The sequence below is a fragment of the Porphyromonas sp. COT-290 OH860 genome, assembly GCF_000768935.1.
Taxonomy (GTDB): domain Bacteria; phylum Bacteroidota; class Bacteroidia; order Bacteroidales; family Porphyromonadaceae; genus Porphyromonas.
In genome coordinates, this window is the sequence record NZ_JRAR01000045.1 from 1 (window position 1) to 19,595 (window position 19,595).

Genomic DNA, 19,595 nt, shown 5'->3' on the forward strand with positions numbered 1-19,595 from the left:
GGGTAAGGGCTGTCAACCTAATCTAGAATTATAGAAAGAACCAGTAAACCAATTGTAGAACGATCCCGCCCAACTGTCAACTTTTTTCAGTACACGTCATAGCCCATTGCAGTATGCTGTTTTTTAATTGCTTGCCATTCATTGTATTCTATTTGATTTAGAATTTCTCGTCTTTTTGTTTTTCTTTCAAGTAGAATTGATATAACTTTTTTCCAATCTTGTCTTTCTTGAAGGTACGCTCGTGATTCATCGGTGTCATGGAAAGACGTATCTTCGCCACACCCTCATTCAAGATTTCAAATTGCTGCGGAGTAATCTCAAATTGGGCAGTAGAACTTATCTCTGTTATAGGCAATACCATATTACCACTGATGATACCTGCTGATTGACTCCCATTTCCAATTACAGTCCCCTTTAATTCAAGGTATTTTCCAGAGAATGTCCTTATCTTCATTGTTGGATCACTGAGGAAACTCATTCTGTCTGAGCTTACTGTCGCAACTATGGAGTACATTGTGTCCTGCTTCACTACACTGTACTTCATATTGCAACCTTCGGCTGCAAGCGCCTTATATGTATATCTGACAGCCTGTGCATTGGCCGTAAGTCCCCAACACAAACAGATCATGAGCAGAATCTTCTTAATATTCTTCATTGTCATTCTTTTTTGTAATCTTCACCATTTATACCTAACTCTCCATTACTCATCGCATTGGCAATGTCAATTTTCAGTTCTTCATCATAATCTTTTCCAGACATGAATGCTGTCATTATTCTCAGGAGAAGGTCTTGGTCAATATGCGAAGCAGCTACATGATAAACTATAGCTTCCAACTGGCGCATGAATATGCAAGCCTCCCATGGGTAACCATTTTTATGGAGGAAATATGCTCCTAAAGTTAAGGCTATGCGTTTGTTCCCATCATTGAAATAATGCCCTGAGCAGAACTTGAAGACCAGATAAGAGAGCTTTTCCGCAAAGGTCGAATAGTACATGTCATTCTGCACAAAGTCCAATGTGGCAAGTATGCCACCCTTATCTCGAACCCCTGTAAATCCTCCATCGCTGGCATCTACCATCTTACGATAGACCGCCAATGATTCTTCATAACTGATATATTGTATCTCGTTATTCATCCTCTGCCTGTTTTAATCGTTTGAGCACATCTTTATTGCTCTCTAATATATGGTCGAAGTCAACAGATTGGTCTCCGATGAACCGTTCAAATTCCTCTGGAGTGAGAGCTTTAAGATATTCAGCGATATTTCCATGATAGGCATCACGAAAACTGAAATCACGCGAAGCCATTTTGGTTCTGGCATCATTGAGATAAGGCCTCTGCATCGGATGATCTGCCAATTCACCAACAATCTGTTCAACTTCCTCAATAGTCAGCTTCTTTGCACCATTCTGCTTGTATCGCTCCCGGATAGCTGCTCCGATACCATTCTCAAAAGACGAAATTACCAACAGGACTTCTGCATACAGAGTGTGGCGCACATTGTCTTTAGTGTCAAGGCGTAGTATTTCGCGATATTCTTTAGCATTCTCCTTAAATACCGCTTTATAAATCAGGTCGGTCACTTGTGCATACTTGTAAGTTGGGTGTCCTTGCACATATTTGCTGATTGCCGAAGTGAGATTCCTACGGCAATTTTCCTCTGTTATTGCAGCAGGAATGTAGTTGACATCCCTCCTGTTGATAAACTTTGTGCCTCCACCTGTTTTTTTATGTATCGTTGCAATGACTAAATCCAGAATCATACTACGCAAAGCTTTTGCCCTTTCACTCTCCGTAAGCAACATGCCAATATTGAGGAAAGCCCTGAAATTAAAGAGTCCCAGTTGAGTGGTTTTGCTCGCCTCATTAATAAGGTGAGCAAATTGCAACTTAAACTCTTTCAATGACTTACCCTTACATAAAACATATCCATTATGCTTTAGTTCATCGCTGTTGGACGCAAGGTATCTATCTATAGTAGATACATCAACACCATAAAAATCGGCAACCATTTTTTTTGTCAACCAATACTCACCTTCGAAAAGCATTCCAGAAATTTCAAGTCGCTTTTGAATCTCGTCAACAGCAAAACGGTTGTTGAGTACATTTTGGCGTTCTATATTTGAAACTGTCAAATCTTTCATTATCCGTCAAATTAAGTGGTAACTACTCCTTGCTGATTTCTATTCCCAATATTCGCTGTATCTCTGCCAGCGTCTTGTCTATCTCGTGGTCAAGATCCTTGCGTTTCTTAAAGTAGTCGGCAAGGAGTTCGGCAGGGGGAAGTATCTCTTCTTCGTCCTTGGGGAACTTGCATTGGTCGAAATTGCAATCCATGTCGAACAACTCTTTGGCAGAGAAACAGCGGGATTTCTCTCCCAACTCATCAGAAGAGATTTCCTTGCGGTCGTTCCACCAGTCACAGATTGGCTGGCAATGCTCAAGTCTCATCGACTTGGTCTTTGAGAAGTGCTTGTAACCTTCAGGCATGTCAAGGCGAAAGAACCATGTTTTGTCAGTAGAAAATCCTTCTTCCGCTCCATCAACTCGCTCGTTATTGAAGAACAGAATATTGGTGGCAATACTGGTATATGGTGAGAAGATGCTGCCTGGCAGACGGATGATGGTGTGGAGATTGAACTCACGGAGCATCTTTTGCTTGATGGCAAGTTTTGCCCCATCCATGCCAAAGAGGAAACCGTCAGGAACTATAACAGCGGCACGTCCGTCACGTTTCAGCCTGTACATGATAAGCACCATGAACAGGTCGGCAGTCTCACTCGAACGAAACTCCATCGGGAAGTTGCTCTTAGCAGCTGCATCTGTGCTTCCTCCGTAGGGTGGATTCATGGCAATAACGTTGACCCTATCCGTCTCCTTGAAGTCTGACATCTTCGTGCCCAACGAATCGCAATGGCGGATATTCGGTGCTTCCACATCGTGCAGTAGCAGATTGGTGATGGAAAGAAGGTAAGGGAGAGGCTTCCACTCTTGCCCGATGACAGACTGCTGGTAGAGTCGCCCATCATTCGTGGTCTGTACCTGTTTCTGCAGATAGTTTAAAGCCGAAGTGAGGAAGCCACCTGTACCTGATGTAAAGTCACCAACGGTTTCGCCAAGCATTGGATTAAGCTGTTGTATGATGAAATCCGTCAAAGCTCGTGGTGTGTAGAACTCACCTGCATTACCAGCAGACTGAAGATCTTTGAGTATTCCTTCATAAATGTCACCAAACATGTGGCGGTCTTCAGCATCATCAAACTCAATCTCGTTGATGACATTGATGACCTGACGTAACAGAATACCATTCTTCATATATTGGTTCAAATCCTCAAAAACCTCTTTGACAATAGCCTTGCTGCGAGGGGTCTCACGTGTCACTTCAAGTGCCTTCAGCGTGGGAAAGAGTTTGTCGTTGATAAACGTGAGTAAGGCATCGCCTGTCAGCGCATTGCCATCTTTCTTGTCTACAGCCCAATTACGCCAGCGCAATTCTTCGGGGATGATGGAAGCAAAGGGCTTGTGATCTTTGCTTGCCTTATATTCCCACGTTTCCTCTTGTGTATCATACACCTTCAGAAAAAACATCCATGTCATCTGCTCAATGCGCTGTGCATCGCCATTGATACCAGCGTCTTGGCGCATGATATTTTGCAGACGCTTTACTATATTGTTTACTGCCATTTCTTTATGCTACTTTATATATTTCGTTTTCAAGTTCTTTTAATACCTGTTCAAACTTATCCAGTCCGCCGAAAAGTTTCACGATTTTCTGCGGTTTACCAATCTTGTTGAATGGAGCGGTATCAAGAATATCAGAGTCTTCAAGGTTCAAGATACCATAATCAGCATATTTGTCGAGAAGAGCCTCCAATACCTCACGTGCTATGCCTTCGTATTTAGCAAAGTAATTGCGTTTCTTGACATTGTTAGCCCTTTCATGCCTTGTCACAGGTGGCTGGTCGAAGGCCACATGACATATCACATCGAAAATATCGGCATGTGCCAAGGCTGGATTCTTTTCCCTGACAGCATCCACAAGAACACTATAGTTCTTCAGCTCATCCACAATGACCTTCTTGCGTTCCGCTTCTGTCCAGTTCTTGACAAAGTCGTTCAAGGTGGCATAACGCTTCCTAATCTGTTTGCGTGTGAAATCCGTTATGCTTTCTGTACGCATGGTTTTCCCATCTTCACCAAGAATGCTGACTATCTCAGTAGTTATTGCTATTTTCTCTCCCTCAACAAGATACTTGACATGAGGCTCTGAGACAACACTTGACGGTTCTTCTGGTATAGTGTATGGCTTTCCACTTTTCCCTTGCGGGGGTTCCGGGTCGCCATCGAATTTCGGGCTTTGAACTTGGCTGTGGCAGTGCGGAAGTCCAGTATCTCTAAATGCCACTTCCCCTTGTCGGTTCTCAAGCGAGTGCCACGCCCAATGATTTGCTTGAATTCTGTCATAGAACCGATTTCCTTATCAATGACGATAAGTCCACAGGTCTTGCAATCCACCCCTGTAGCAAGCAACTCAGACGTTGTAACAACAGTAGGGTAAGGTTGGTCAATATCTATGAAGTTGTCCAACTGTTTCTTTCCTACGTTGTCATCACCTGTTATGCGCATGATGTATCGCGCATCTTTTTTGCACAGGTCTGTATTCAGATTAACCAACAAACTTCTCATCGTTTCTGCCTCTTCTATATCCGTACAGAACACGATGGTCTTGGTCATTCTGCCAATTTGTTTCAACATCTTTGTGATTCGCTTTGCGACAATCTCCCTCCGTTTGGTGAAGGCTATGTCTCTGCCTATATCCTTGCGTTCATACAATCTTTGCGCTATATCCCTGCCCAGCAAGTCTTTCTCGTCGTCATCCGGCTTGAACCCTTGAAGGTCTATGCTGATATAGCTGTTCGTCACACGGTAAGGAGTGAGGAAACCGTCCTGTATTCCTTGCAAAAGCGAATAGGTAAATATTGGCTCACCGAAATAATCAAGATTATTAGCTCCGGCCTCAGCCTTGGGTGTAGCAGTCATACCGATTTGGGTGGCAGTATTGAAATACTCCAGCACCTTGCGCCATGCACTATCATCCTTGGCACTACCACGATGACACTCGTCAACGATGATAAGGTCAAAGAAAGTAGGTTGCACCTGTTTGAAGGGATCATCTATACCTTCTTCATTGGATACAAGTTGGTGATACAATGCCATATAAACCTCATAGGCTGAATCAATGGAAGCCCCTTGTACTTTAGTCATGACTTTTTTGAAAGGTTTGAAGTCTTGCGCCATTGTCTGATCTATCAGAATATTCCGGTCAGCGAGATAAAGTACCTTTTTCTTTTTCCCAGTGGCTTTCAGCCGATGAATAATCTGAAAGGCTGTGATAGTCTTTCCTATACCTGTCGCCATTACAATTAGCACTCTGTTCTTGCCTTTGGCAATAGCCTCTATGGTACGTTCAACAGCTATACGCTGATAATAACGAGGCTCGTAGGTATACTCGTAGGTATATGGGTCTGAATAATACGGCTGTTCTACTATTTTCAATGCCTCACCACTTAATTGTTTAGCTTTGATAAGTCGTTGATACAATGTGTCAGGTGCAGGAAACTGTTGCAACGAGAGTTCAGTTTCTTTTCCTGTCAAGAAATCATGCTCCAAGAATCCATCTCCATTGGAGCTGTATGCAAAGGGGATATCAAGAATCTGAGCGTATTCCATTGCCTGTTGCATACCTCCACCAAGAGGCTTGTTGTTATCTTTCGCTTCTACAATAGCAAGAGGCTTATTGGCAGCGTGAAATAAGAGATAGTCCGCTTTCTTGTCAGTTTGACGTGCATGTATATTACCTTGAAATATCACCCTACCATCGGTAAAATAGTATTCCATTCGGATATGTTCGTTTTTCCATCCTGCATTGATTATAGCAGGTGTTATAAAACGCAACTTTATATCTTCTTCAGTCAAATCTTTTTTGCTCATAATTCTTGATTGTATTATCTTCACATAGTATTTTATTATGAGAAGTTTACTATTAGAGAAAACTTATAAGAGGAATTACAGCATTACTCTTGCGAGGGTCTAAGCAATTCCCTTATATCGACTTTTAATACTTCAGCGATTTCAAGTAAATTTTCAAGAGATGGCTGCACCTTGTTGGCGCACCACCGAGAAACTGTATTTTCGGTACGACCAATCTCATTTGCTAGCCATTTACCTGACACTTGTTTTTCAGCCAGCACAGCCTTAATTCTATTTATCGCCTTCATTTGTTGATATACTTTCTTTTGTTGTTGAAGTCATTGAATACAAAGATACGCTTTTATGGACGTTACTCTAAGCAAAATTCAAATTTGTTGCTTATAGGGATTAAATTTCATGTGTTTCAATCGGTTTTCACTAAAAAAGAGTAACTTTGTAGTATTGAATCAAGTGTTCTTTGAAGCAATGCTGAATAAAGAAAGGGAAAGAAACTCGCTCGTTTCCAACTCGTAACCCTTTTATCCTTTATTCTTTCTTAGTTTTCTGATTTTCTGAAAGATATAAATTTCTTGAATCTTCTCCTCGCATATAAGGTGTCTGTTTGAGGTAGAGCACTTTGGATAGTCCTCCAAGATTCATTTAGAGCATCTCTGTTTTTCTTGTATGTAGCCTCATCTAAATCAGGGGCATTTAGATTGATATGTGAATACATATTGTATACATGGAAGAACTTGTCTCCACTATCAACTTCTCCAGATTGGATTTCTTTCTCTAGCCTTTGATAGGAGGCCTGTGAACTTCTAGCTAACATCATGTTATCTAAAAAATTAAAAACCAAAGAGGAGCATCCAATAAGCCCTACAACATAGGCTAGTTTAGCGGGAGAATTCAGGGGAATTACTTCCCCTGAACCCCATACAGCAATAAGGTAAACAAGAAAAACAAGTATACCGTTGCAAGCCAACTTACTCCTATTTCTCCTATACATTTCTCCGTACAAGTGTGAGTTCCAGATACAATTCTCCAATATTTTATATGATGCCTCTCTGTACACATTGATTTCTTGTGGAGGATTGTAGTAGTTATTTTCATTAAACTCATACGTTGCTTTTAGGTTTTTAATTTTAGGTAAGTATTCCTGAACAACTTCTCTGACCTTCCGTCTATTAGAGACATTATACATAAGCTCTAGATTACGAACCTCTTTGGCTTTCTTCTGATAGGATTCGTATCCCGAGAAATATACCCAATGTGTAATAACGGCCACTATAGAGAGTAATCCCAAAACAAGCGAGAGGGAAGATCCATCACAATAGGATTTGAAAGAGCAAGCCCACTCACACATACCAGAGAAACAGAGTAATTCTACCACAGCTGGACAAGTAACCAAAATGACGGCGAGTCTACCTGCCCATCTACTCTTTCGATACTCCCTTTTAGCACAATTAAAGAGATAGTTTCTAGCTTGTTCAATGCTCCACAATCCCTCAGATGCGACTTTATTCCTCATATAGTTATCAGTGATTTCTTTAGAAGTTTACGACATAAATAGGTGTAACGCTCAGCGGAGAAGCCAAGCCTAAATATGAAGATATGGCGGCTATGTCCTGCTAGTTGCATAGGGATTAAATTACGATTAGACTGGTTATGGATCGCATCAAACCGATACCTCATTGGTCGCATCGCCCTCAATCGCCCTCAAGGCGGAGGTCGTCTTTGCGCTGTGGAGCCTTCGGTTTGACTGCTAAGATAATCATTTACAACTTGACAATAGCAGCATCACAGATCAAAAAAATCCTTATGCGAAAAATTCAGAGTCCGCTCTTAGTCGCATGACGCTGATACCGGCTGTTGTACCCAAGCAGACAAATAAGACCAAATAGGTGATTATTGTGTAATTTTGCGCTCAAAAGCAGATGGATATGCAGAAGCAAACGCTCAACTTAGGCGGTCGGCTTGTAAGCCTCGATAAGCCTCTCGTCATGGGGATTGTCAATGTGACGCCCGACTCCTTCTATGGGGCTAGCTGTACCCAAGCCCTAGATGAACAGAGGGCTCGCATCCGTCAGATCATTGACGAGGGGGGGAGTATTGTGGACGTTGGCGCATACAGTTCTCGCCCCGGGGCTGACGACGTTTCGCCCGAGGAAGAAAAGACCCGCCTAACCCCTACGCTCGCCCTACTGAGGGACGAGTTCCCCGAGATTTCCGTATCGGTAGATACTTTCCGTGCCGATATTGCTGCGTGGGCAGTGCAGGAGTACGGAGTGCAGATGATCAACGATATCTCTGGGGGTGCGCTGGACGACAAAATGTTTGGTACGGTGGCTCGTCTGCAAGTCCCCTATATCCTGATGCACATGAGGGGAACGCCCCAGACGATGAGTGAGCTGACGGCTTACAGCGACCTAAGGGTGGAGATACTCGACTACTTCACCGAGCGCATTGGTCAGCTCCGTGATCTAGGGTTGCATGACTTGATCGTAGACGCAGGCTTTGGCTTCGGTAAGACACTGGAGCAGAACTACGAGCTGATGACCTATCTGCAAGACCTGCGCTCGGCTCTTGAGCTACCTATGCTCCTCGGCATCTCACGCAAGAGTATGATCTATCGGGCTCTTGATGCCACACCCGAGGATGCTCTCAACGGCACAAGTGTCCTACATACCTATGCTCTCCTGCAGAAGTCTGTCGACATACTGCGTGTACACGACGTGCGTGCAGCTGTCGAGTGCATAGAGATTACTCAGCGACTCATGCAAGTGTCCCAGCCCGAGGACAACCCGGTAGAGATCCATACGAGGCACTCGTCCTACTAGGTTGACTCCGAAACGATTACTCCCTTCTCCGCTCAAACGACTATCTTTCCTCTATGTGGTGGTTACCGATTACGTTCAAGGACGCAGTAGACATTGTCCTACTAGCCCTGTTGCTATACTATATATATACGGTCTTACGCAACTCTGGTAGCAAGGCGCTCTTTACGGGCATCATGACCTTCATCGCCCTCTGGATCATCATCTCTCAGGTTCTAGAGATGCATCTGGTGGGCGCCCTGCTAGATAAATTCGTCAATATCGGCTTCTTGGTCATCATCATTATCTTCCAAGAGGAGATCAAGAAGTTCCTCGTGACGATCGGTTCGGCCGAGCGGTGGAAGCGCATCAAACGCCTCTTCCGTGACAAGCAGCAGGGAGATCAAGACGACCGACACATTGCTCCCATTCTACTTGCCTGCGTCAATATGGCACGAAAAAAGACCGGTGCCCTTATCGTACTGCAACAGAATATCGACCTCTCCGCTTGGCTTCATGCTGGCGAACGCTTCAATGCTGATATCAATGCCCGACTGATTGAGAACATTTTTTTCAAAAACAGCCCTCTGCACGATGGTGCTATGCTTATCGCTCGTGGGCAGATCCGTGCGGCAGGCTGCATACTACCTGTGGCCAATAATCCCGATTTGAATAAAGATCTAGGGCTCCGACATAGAGCAGCTCTAGGTATGTCGCAGAAAACCGATGCCCTCATCATCATCATCAGCGAGGAGCGTGGCACTATATCGGTGGCACATCTAGGCGAAATCATCACCAACATTACCGCTGAGCAGCTGCAGGATATGCTCAGCCGAAGCAAGCACTAGCCTCTAGTGCTTGCTAGCTAATTGCCCAAAGCTCCCACCTCCGAGGTTTATATTTTAGCTCAAATTTCAGAATGTTGATGAGAGAAATGCTTGGAGGAGGCGCAAAAAACTGCAGACCTCGTATTTGCCCCCTAGCGGCTTCTAGATTGCGCTCTGCCTTGCTTGGGCTACTTGTCCCCAGTTGAGAGAAAAAAGAGCGTCTAGAAGTAGGGTTTTAATGCGATGGTAATCAATAGTTTATTTGTGGTTTTCGGGGATTCCTAATGCCTTTGTGGCGCATTTTGGGGGATTTCTTCCCATCAATCTTTTAGGATTAGTGGACACATCGCAGAGGATTAGTCCACCAATCTGAGCAAATCTTCCCATTGATTTTTGGAAGCCGTTTCATACTCTTATCTCAAAATGATGGCTCCTCAGTCCAAAATTGGAGGCTGAGGTTTACGGTTTTTAACCAAAAAGCAGATGAATGCACACGCAGAGCCTTTGGTAAACGTGCTTGAAGTATGGGTAAGATTTTAATCAGAAAAATAGTCCAGCATAGATCTGGCATTCGGGTTATGCCCATGCGGTTATTTATGCTGCTTGTTAAGATTAACCCGATTTTCGGTGACTTTTCTTGCTGTTTATGGCTGTTTAGAAACAAGTTTGTCAATCCGTTGGATATAATTAGATAATTTATTTATCACGTATCTTACATCAAGATGATAATAAACTAGTCTATTTCTGAAGTTTGAGTTACTTTTGCACCCGTGTTTACTAGATTAGGATTATTAGGCTAATTGATATTTGATATCAACGAGCTCCAATAAGTGCTGATTTTTTATAATTATTAAACTATAGTAATGAGAGTACTGAAGCAATTTCTACTCATGATGCTACTCGGGCTATTTGTAATTGATAGCCTAGGTGCACAATCAACTCGCAAGGTTGTAGGAGTAGTCAAAGATGACAAGGGCGAACCCTTGATCGGAGTGCAGGTAGTGCCTGTCGGAGCTACCCAGAATGGAGGTCTTACTGACCTTGACGGTAACTACAGTGTAGATGTACCCAAGTCCGTAACGCAGCTGAGCTTCTCCTACATTGGTTTTGCTACCCAGACCATCGCTATCAATGGTCGTAGTAAGATTGATGTGGTGATGCGCGAAGACTCCAAGCAACTGGAGGCGGTCGTGGTGACGGCCATGGGTATCGAGCGTAAGAGCAAGTCGCTCACATACGCTACGCAGACCGTAAGCAACAAGGATCTAACTCGTGTACAGGACGTCAATTTCGTCAATGCACTACAAGGTAAAACCTCTGGTCTTACGATTACGCCCAACTCGGGTGGTGCTGGCTCGGCTTCTAAGATCCTACTGCGTGGGAACTCGTCTATCCAAGGTAAGAATGCTCCCCTGATTGTGGTGGACGGTATCCCCATGAGCAATGGAGTAGCCCAGCAGACTAGTGGTTATAACGTGGGTTACTCTGCGGTTAATGAAGGTAGCGACCCCCTCTCTACAATCAATCCCGACGATATCGCCTCTGTCAATATCCTCAAGGGTGCCAATGCTGCAGCCCTATATGGTAGCGATGCTGCTAATGGTGTGATCGTGATCACGACTAAAAAGGGTCGCGAGGGCGTACTGCGTGTAGATATTACCTCCAACGTCCAGCTAGAAACACCTATGATCCTGCCACAACTTCAGGATACGTTTGGGGCTAAGATCTCTGCCGAGGGCAAGCTTGATGCTGCCTCTTGGGGAGGACGTATCGCAGACCAAACTGCCGAGCAGAATGCTCTAGTAGGTGTAACCAACAAGGCGCATCAGCTACGAGATTTCTTCCGCCTTGGCTCCACGATGAATAACTCAGTGGCGCTCTCTGGTGGTACGGAGAAGATCCAAGCCTATCTATCTGTGGCTAATACAACAGCCGCAGGTCTGATGCCCAACAATACCTTCCAGCGCAACGGGGTAACGCTCCGCTCAACCTTCAACTTCCTTGAGAATAAACTCAAGATCGACGTGAGTGGTAACTATGTACGTCAGCTCACCAATAATGCTGTCTCTGGTGGTGTGTACAACAACCCCCTCTACAACCTCTACCTTGCTCCTCGCAACGTAGACATGGAGTACTATAAGAATAACTATGAGAAGGCTGGTACATGGGAGTCTGAGCCTGTAACTATCTATCCTAAGTATAGCGACGATGTCAAGCTCGCCTTCAATCTAAAGCCTTTCCAAGCAACCAATAAGCTCAGCGGTATGGAGCAGCATTGGTTCCAAGGCCGTGGTGTCAATGGAGCTAATAACCCATATTGGCTCGTCAATCGCTTGCCTAGCGAGGCTCTGCTAGAGCGTTTCTTCGCTACGATATCTGCTTCGTACAAGATCAACAGCCTATTTGATGTGATCTACCGTGCCAACTTCGACCGTAGCTGGAGCTCTAGCGACCAGAAAGTCTATGCTACGACCGTATCTCCTACGGGTAACTACATCGACCGTGGTGCATACAGCTGGAGCAAGAATGCCTCAATCAACTTCTATACAGATGCCCTAGTCAATTATCATCAGGACTTCGGCAAGGAGTGGAGTGTGGCTGCCTCTCTTGGGGGATCATTCAAGCGCTATACAGGGGAGAACTACTGGATGCGCAACAATGGTGCTTGGGACCGCTCATTCTATCAGAGAGTAGAGGACCTACCTACACGTATCAACCTCTTCACGCCTAATGCCTCTGTAACGCCAGAGCGTTCGTTCTCTCTCCCCTCAGACTGGGCTCGCTCGGTATTCGCTACTGCCCAGATCGGCTGGAAGGAAATGGCTTACCTCGATGCTAGCTATCGTATCGACTGGTCACGTGCCTTCTCGCAGTTTGGCGCAGGCGTAGATCCATTCTATGGCTACTTCTCACTAGGTGCTAATGCACTCCTGCACGAGATCGTGAAGCTACCTAAGGCCATCAACAGCCTCAAACTACGTGCTTCTGTGTCCGAAGTAGGTAACTCAATCCCCAACTTCAACTTCGGAGCCCTCTCTACCTCAACTTCTGGTCAGACGAAGGCTGCACAGTATGCGGAATTCAAGAATCCTAAGCCAGAAACGGTACGTTCATACGAAGCTGGTTTCGACCTTGCAGCGCTCAATAATCGCCTGAACTTCGACTTGACGTACTACAACTCTACGATGTTTAACCAGTTCCTCCCTATCTCGGGTAGCTCTGGTACACTACTGCCTATCAACTCTGGGCGCATCCGCAATCAGGGTATCGAGACGACGCTCAGCTACAGCTTCGAGCTCACCAAGGATCTACGCTGGCGCACGGTGGTCAATTATGCCTACAATACCAACAAGATCCTCAATACCTACAAGGGACGTAAGGATATCTATGTATCTATCGGGGCTGGAGATCAGCTGCGTGTGCTCTTCGAGGAGGGTGGTTCGTATGGCGATATCTATGCCAAGGATTTCTCTCGATACACCGAGATTGACCAGCTCTATGGTCGTGCCAATTTCGAGGGGAACCCCGTTAAGGTTGGCGATATTCGCCTCAACTCCGACGGTGCACCTCAGCTCGACTCGGACAAGGGTCATAGCCTCTACCTTGGCAACATGAATGCTAATCATACTTTCGGCTGGAACAATACGTTTAGCTACAAGGGGCTAGACTTCTATTTCCTCATCGACGGTAAGCTCGGCGGTAAGGTAATCTCCTTCACTGAAGCCTATCTCGACCGTGACGGTGTGTCTAAGCGTTCTGGCGATGCTCGTACCGGTAGCCTAACAATGAAGGTAGGGGGCAAGGACGTGCCTGCGGTGCGTATGCCCGATGGCAACCTAGCTCCTGCAGAGGCTTACTACAGCACAATCGGTGCACAGCTCTTCGCTTCTCAATATGTGTATGATGCGACCAACTTCCGCCTGCGTGAGGTGTCTGTAGGTTACACATTCCGTGACCTATTTGGCAAGACTAAGGACCTTAACCTCTCTCTCATTGGACGCAACCTTTTCTTCCTATACAAGAAGGCTCCAGTAGATCCAGACGTTTCGCTCTCTACAGCCAACGCCCTCGGTGGTATCGATGTGTTTAACCTCCCTACCTCTCGCTCTGTTGGTCTTAACCTGAAGCTATCGCTCTAATCCTCGGTAATTAAAAGAAACTAAAGATGAACTATAAGTTGATCAAGACCCTAGGGCTAGGTACCCTAGGGCTTACTCTAGCCCTCTCATCTTGCACGGATAAGGTGGGGGACAATGAGTTCGATAATATCAATAATGGTAGTACCTCCCAGAAGGCAGCTACAGTGCAGACTGCTGTTGGTCTGCTCAAGGGAGCTATGCCACTCATTCACGATGCACGTGAGCACAAGTATCAGTATCAGTTTAACCTGCATATCGACAACTACTCGGGTTATCTTGTAGTAGCCAATAGCTTGCAGGGGCGTTTGCCTCGTACCTACTCGCCCAATGCTGGCTTCCAGACCGGCCCACAAGCCAATCTACTCTGGGTTGCTCAGCAGGTTGTGCCCGTGATCAACTCAGCCGAGGAGCTCAAAGTGCCAGAGATGGGCGCTATCGCAGCGATCCTCTACGACTTCATGGCTGCAGAGTATGTCGATGTACATGGCCCAATGCCCTACAAGGACTACCGTGCGCTCAAGAGCGAACCCCCTATTACCTACGAGAAGGTAAGCGAGGTCTATGCGCAGATTCTAGCTAGCCTCAAGAAGCAACAGCAGATACTCAAGGACCTAAACCCTCTGAGCGAAGAGGCTAAGGCTCGTCTGCAGGAGTACGACCTCATCGCAGGTAAGGACGTACAGAACTGGATCAAGTTTGCCAATTCGCTGCGTATGCGTCTAGCGATGCGCATGGTCAAGGCTGCTCCTGAGCAAGCTAAGGCTGAGTTTGAGTCCGCCGTGGCCGATGGTGCGCTAGAAGCAGCGGACAAGGATATCGCTCTGCTCACTCAGGGTCGTCACCCTCTCTATACAATATCGGAGAACTGGGACGATACTCGTCTGAATGCCAACTTCGCCAATCTGCTGACTCGCCTCAAACACCCAGCGCTCAAGGAGTGGTTTACACCAATCCCACAGGGCTTCAAGGACAAGGAAGGTAATGTAACCGTAGAGGGCGATGGCGTTTTTGCTGGTATGCGTGCTGGTATGGCTACCTACGAGAAGGAAAAACCGATCTTCTCGGATAGCTACAAGAAGTTCTCACGCATCAACCCATCGTATGTGACCAAGAACGTCGCCATCTTCAAGGCTAGTGAGGTTCAGTTCCTCCTCGCAGAGGGTGCTCTGAGAGATTGGTCTGTAGGTGGTCGTAGTGCAAAGGCTTATTACGAAACAGGTATTCGTACCTCTTTCACCAACGAGGGGCTAAGCGGTTTGGTTGAGTATGTAACGCGCAAGGCATCTGCTTGCCCACAGATCGACTACATCGACTACTGGGACAGTCGTTACAATAGTCCTGCGAAGGAAAACGGCTCGGAGGTGCTTGGTGTGGCTTGGGACAATAGCGCCGACAAGGAGAAGCAGCTAGAGATGATCATCACGCAGAAGTACATCGCTAATTATCCTCTCTCTCTTGAGTCTTGGAGCGAATTTCGCCGTACGGGCTACCCACGTATGATCGTCAATGATGCAGGCGACACGGGCGACGGCTCTATCCCACCTCATAGCTGGAAAGCTCCAGAGGGTAAGATCCAGCCAGACCTATTCATTCATCGTATCCCATTTGTACGCACTGGGTCTGTTGCTCTCGACGACATCATCAATACGGCCATGCCTGCACTCACAGCCGAGGATAAGTCAATCTTCTCTGGTCAAGACTATCAAGCGGCACACCTCTGGTGGGACGTTCCGGGCAAGGGTAATTTCTAACCCAAGTTTGCTACAAGTCTATAACGAATTAAATAATCCTTGTACTCGGCTCTAGAGCTGGAGCCGAGTACAGCCTATAAACTTAATTTATCACAACTAACAATGAACAAGAAATCCTTAGTAGCTGCAGCCTTTCTTGCGATGACTGCCTACCCAGCGATGGCGCAACAGGACGATAATTTCGCTCCGTCGGCCAAGAAGGATCTGTATGATTTCAAGAAATATGATGCTCTTGAAATGCTTAAGTTCTTTAAGGAACTTGATGATAAGGGACGCAAGTTCCCTACATCGAAGGAATTTAAGGAGAAGTTTGGTGTCGAACCCGAATTTGTGCGTAGCCACGTACGTAAGCGTAATGTGCTTAGTGGAGAGAAGAACCCTTATCTCTTCAAAAATAACGGTATCAACCGTGAAGATCGTCACCTCTTCATGAATTTGCCAACAGGTTTGGCTCGTGAAACTGGAGGCTACATCAGCGAGGTTTTTGATAACGACCCATACACCATGTGGCAGTACACTGAGCTATTCGGCTCATGGAACCACGGCTTCTTCCAGGCTCCAGGCTCATGGGCAGATGCTGCGCACAAGCACGGTGTAGACCTTATGAGTGGTATCGTTTTCTTCGATACTACAGGTAATGAAGGAGGTGAAGGTTCTGGTCGCTTTGAGTCTACATTCCTGCAGATGAAGGATGGTAAGTATTTATATACAAGACCTCTTATTCATATTCTGATGTATCTTGGACTTGATGGGATCAACTACAATTGGGAGGACAGAACCTATTTGCAGCCTAACGTAGTAAACTTCCATAAGGAGCTACGTGCATATGCCAAAGAAGTAGGTTTTACTAACTATCGACAGGCCATCTATTCGTTCCGTTCCTCAATTTCTTCAGGAGATGAATATGCAACTAGTTGGCTTTGGGACACCAAGCAGAAAGACTACATCGGTGATATTATGCTTAACTATGCGGCCAATAACTTTGCTGATACAAGAGGGGCCTCAGCTGAGGCAGCCAAGGCTATGACAGGCAAGTATGACCACGTTTACTCTGGTGCATGGATTGTAACCATGAATCCCACACTGCGTGCATTTGAAGCCATGGAAAAGGTTGAAACTAATCTATGTCTCTGGGGAGAGCATGCTAATAGCCGTTTCGTAACCAATAACACCGGAAAGACTGCTACAGAGAAGATGGCGAATTACCAGAAACTCTATGAGCGTGCATTCTCTGGAGGGAGCCGTAATCCAGCGCACAAAGATGGATGGCAAGCCACAGACTGGAATGATCAACTTGCTAAATTTGGAGGGCTCTCTCGTATGATCCCTGAGCGTACAACGCTTGAGCAGAATCTACCATTCCGCACTTATTTCAACACTGGTGCTGGTGAGCGCTATTTCTATAAAGGTAAGACCTCAACCTCTAGCTGGTACAACATGTCCTCGCAAGACTACCAGCCTACTTACCGCTGGTTGCAGTACGCAGAGGGAACAAAGACTCCATCAATGCCTATTGCTGCGGAGTTCCACTATGATGATGCTTATCTTGGTGGTACTTCACTTCGTTTGCATCTAGCTGAAGGAGCAAAAGGAGGTTTGGATCTTATTCTCTATCGCGGCCTACTCACCGTGTCGGAAGGCAATGTAGTGGCTAAGCTAGCTCTGAAGACAAGAACAGAAGCGCTAGACGCTCACTGTAGCCTACTCCTCCACAAGAAGGGAGCTGCAGATACTGAATACATTGTAATACCTGCGAAGAAGCTAGCTGGTAAGACTTGGGAAGAACAAGAGTTTAAGGTTGATGGCCTCAAGAAGGGTGATGTGATTGACTACATCGGCCTACGTGTGGATAAGGATGCTCCTGCTGGCTATAATATGCTTGTGGGTGGCATCTCTATCTTCGACGATGCTGTTGGCGTTGCCCCCAAGGCTCCAATTAACCTGCGTGCGGAAGTTAAGGCCGAAACTCAACGTAGCCTCTCGGCTATGCTAAGCTGGGATGCTGTTGCTCTTGATGAGAATAAGCAGGATCGTAGGGATTTCGGTCTTCTCTACAACGACGAGGCTGGTGTAGACCATTTCCAGATCTTCTACAAGGACAGTGAAAATGGTAAGGTTCGTGAGATTGGTCGCACAACGACTTGGGCAGCTTATGCTCCGGTAGTGAAGTTCACCAAGGAAGAAGGAGATACTGGTGCAGAAGAGCCTCACTATGGTGTCCGTGCCGTAGGCAAGGATCTCAAGAGCATGTCAGAGATAACATGGCTCAAAGTTGAGCGTCAGTCTTCAGCTGTATTGCCTGCGTACAAGGACGACCGCTACTGCAAGAGCGAAATCAACAAAAAGGCGGATGGCTATCAGACAGCAATACAGATTCGTTATCTAACCGATGTGACAACGAAGGGTGCTACCAAGGATCTTAATTACAAGGCTACAGGTCCAGATTCAGATGGTGACAACTATGTTGATGCTACTAAGGAAGAGTTTGTAGTTAATCAGGGGCAAGAGCTTGAGTTCTACTTTAAGGCTTATGGCGATCAAACAGAGCCAGGCACTCCTACTCGCGACGGTCTACAGTGGTGCTGGGCAGCTACCTACATTGACTGGAATAACAATGGTATCTTCGAGCCAGAGGAAGATGAAGCTATTTCTCAGCTAGATCTTGGCGAAGCAAAAAAAGCTACGCCTGCATTCCAAAAAACAGGTGTTAAGGCCAACTTTACAGTTCCTGCAGATGCAGTGCCCGGTAAGGTACGTGTACGCATCGTCTTCACGGATGCTTGGGCACCAAAGCCTACTCCTTGCGGTGTAACGGCTAAGGGCTTCACGATCGACTTCGATATGGTAATCACGGGTGATCCAGAAAAGGCTCGTAAGTCTAAGGACACACGTGACCAAGGTGAGCCAGACCAGCCAGAGATGAACGAGAAGCCAAACCCCGGCAATGTGGAGAGCCTTGTAGATGGTGGTAATGTGTTTGGCGTGTATCCAAACCCTGCTTCCGACGTGCTGAGCTTCCACAACGCAGAGCGCGCTTGGATCTTCTCTCTCGATGGTGTGCTAGTGCGCTTCATCAAGGACGCTACAGTTCCTGCCAACATCAGCGACCTACCTGTAGGCACTTATGTTGTTAAGAGTGAAAAAGAGAATGTAACACGTAGCCACAAGTTAGTTAAGAAGTAGTAGGCTACAAAAGATATACTACTAGAGAGGGCTACATCGAAGTTTCTGCTTCGGTGTAGCCCTCTCTCCATCATAAATGCGGATATTCGTGTCCTAAATAGAGACCGTTGCACAGCATTTTGCCTCTTTTTGGCTAGATGTTCAGTTAGACGTTTTGCATATATTCCTGATTACTAATATCTTTAGTATGTAATTAATTGTATCGACATGGCAACTAAACCAACTGAACAAGCTCCGAGCTTCCTACAAGTATGAGACTATTGCGCAATGCACCGCTCAAAGCTTCTTGTATCTTTCTCGGTGTTTTTTGCGTGTTTGAGCGGCTTTGGGAGCCTTGAATACTATCCCCTATCCCCATCCCCGAGGGAAGTATCCCTCAGGNTGAGCGGCTTTGGGAGCCTTGAATACTATCCCCTATCCCCATCCCCGAGGGAAGTATCCCTCAGGGATGGGGATTTTACGGTTATTTGACACCTTCAAGTACAAGCAGCCCTGGCATACGTTTGAGATTGTACGCCATAGCTTCAAGGATATTCTGTGTATGCCTTCGCTCTAACCCTCGGTAGCGACAGCGTCCGCCCAAGAACCAACGACGAATACTGCCAAAGGTCCGCTCTATCAAGCACCTTGTCTTACTGATTACACGGTTGAATGCCTTCTGACTCTCACTAAGAGTCTTCCCCCGAATAGCCTTGAGCATAATGCCGTCCACCAAGCCACGACCAGCTAAGTACTCCGAATTCTTTTTGCTACAATAGCCTTTGTCGGCTAATACACTTACCCCTGATGACAACTCGGATTTCTCGATTAAGGCGGGCAAAGCAACCGTATCTGCACAATTAGCCGGGGTTGTAATCAGGGCTTCTACTAAGCCTTGCTCATCGGTAAGCACGTGTTTCTTATACCC

12 protein-coding genes and 1 pseudogene are annotated in these 19,595 nt (G+C 46.0%); 5 read left to right on the forward strand and 8 right to left on the reverse strand.

The window, feature by feature from the left end:
• Window positions 1-157: 157 nt before the first annotated feature.
• From HQ41_RS04665 to HQ41_RS04695, 7 genes and pseudogenes are all read right to left on the reverse strand, one after another.
• The gene (locus HQ41_RS04665; RefSeq protein WP_044188589.1) at window positions 158-655 is read right to left on the reverse strand and encodes a hypothetical protein; all 498 of its coding nucleotides are present in this window, start codon (window positions 653-655) and stop codon (window positions 158-160) included.
• Between the two features lie 2 nt (window positions 656-657).
• Complete coding sequence (locus HQ41_RS04670) at window positions 658-1,137, reverse strand: type II toxin-antitoxin system death-on-curing family toxin (RefSeq protein WP_044188591.1); 480 nt, start codon at window positions 1,135-1,137, stop codon at window positions 658-660.
• Entirely contained in the window at window positions 1,130-2,146 is a 1,017-nt protein-coding gene (locus HQ41_RS04675) for a DNA-binding protein (RefSeq protein WP_044188593.1), read from the reverse strand. The genes HQ41_RS04670 and HQ41_RS04675 overlap by 8 nt, the downstream gene beginning before the upstream one ends.
• Before the next feature lie 22 nt (window positions 2,147-2,168).
• Window positions 2,169-3,686, reverse strand: a complete 1,518-nt coding sequence (locus tag HQ41_RS04680; protein ID WP_044188595.1) for a class I SAM-dependent DNA methyltransferase — start codon at window positions 3,684-3,686, stop codon at window positions 2,169-2,171.
• Between the two features lie 4 nt (window positions 3,687-3,690).
• A pseudogene (hsdR, locus tag HQ41_RS04685) lies at window positions 3,691-5,993 on the reverse strand (EcoAI/FtnUII family type I restriction enzme subunit R).
• A gap of 83 nt (window positions 5,994-6,076) precedes the next feature.
• Window positions 6,077-6,280 (reverse strand): helix-turn-helix transcriptional regulator, encoded by a 204-nt coding sequence (locus tag HQ41_RS04690; RefSeq protein ID WP_009236486.1) that lies wholly within the window; start codon window positions 6,278-6,280, stop codon window positions 6,077-6,079.
• A 248-nt stretch (window positions 6,281-6,528) separates the two neighbouring features.
• On the reverse strand, window positions 6,529-7,503 hold the full coding sequence (locus tag HQ41_RS04695; RefSeq protein ID WP_044188602.1) for a hypothetical protein: 975 nt from the start codon (window positions 7,501-7,503) through the stop codon (window positions 6,529-6,531).
• 412 nt (window positions 7,504-7,915) lie between these two features.
• Here HQ41_RS04695 and folP point away from each other — a divergent pair, with 412 nt between their 5' ends.
• The 5 genes from folP (at window position 7,916) to HQ41_RS04720 (ending at window position 18,688) form a co-directional block, all read left to right on the forward strand.
• A complete protein-coding gene (gene folP, locus HQ41_RS04700) occupies window positions 7,916-8,812 on the forward strand; it encodes a dihydropteroate synthase (protein ID WP_044188612.1) in 897 nt (298 codons plus the stop codon).
• 53 nt (window positions 8,813-8,865) lie between these two features.
• Window positions 8,866-9,636 carry a diadenylate cyclase CdaA gene (cdaA, locus tag HQ41_RS04705; RefSeq protein ID WP_044188604.1) on the forward strand — a complete coding sequence of 257 codons (771 nt, stop codon included), beginning with the start codon at window positions 8,866-8,868 and terminating at the stop codon, window positions 9,634-9,636.
• An 842-nt stretch (window positions 9,637-10,478) separates the two neighbouring features.
• Window positions 10,479-13,754 carry a SusC/RagA family TonB-linked outer membrane protein gene (locus tag HQ41_RS04710; protein ID WP_052405290.1) on the forward strand — a complete coding sequence of 1,092 codons (3,276 nt, stop codon included), beginning with the start codon at window positions 10,479-10,481 and terminating at the stop codon, window positions 13,752-13,754.
• Window positions 13,755-13,780: 26 nt separating this feature from the next.
• The gene (locus HQ41_RS04715) at window positions 13,781-15,505 is read left to right on the forward strand and encodes a SusD/RagB family nutrient-binding outer membrane lipoprotein (protein ID WP_044188606.1); all 1,725 of its coding nucleotides are present in this window, start codon (window positions 13,781-13,783) and stop codon (window positions 15,503-15,505) included.
• Between the two features lie 102 nt (window positions 15,506-15,607).
• Window positions 15,608-18,688, forward strand: coding sequence for a GEVED domain-containing protein (locus HQ41_RS04720; RefSeq protein WP_044188609.1), 3,081 nt, complete (start codon window positions 15,608-15,610; stop codon window positions 18,686-18,688).
• A 463-nt stretch (window positions 18,689-19,151) separates the two neighbouring features.
• Here HQ41_RS04720 and HQ41_RS04725 read toward each other — a convergent pair.
• Window positions 19,152-19,595 (reverse strand): transposase (locus HQ41_RS04725; protein ID WP_152567345.1); only part of this gene is annotated, 444 nt, incomplete at its 5' end.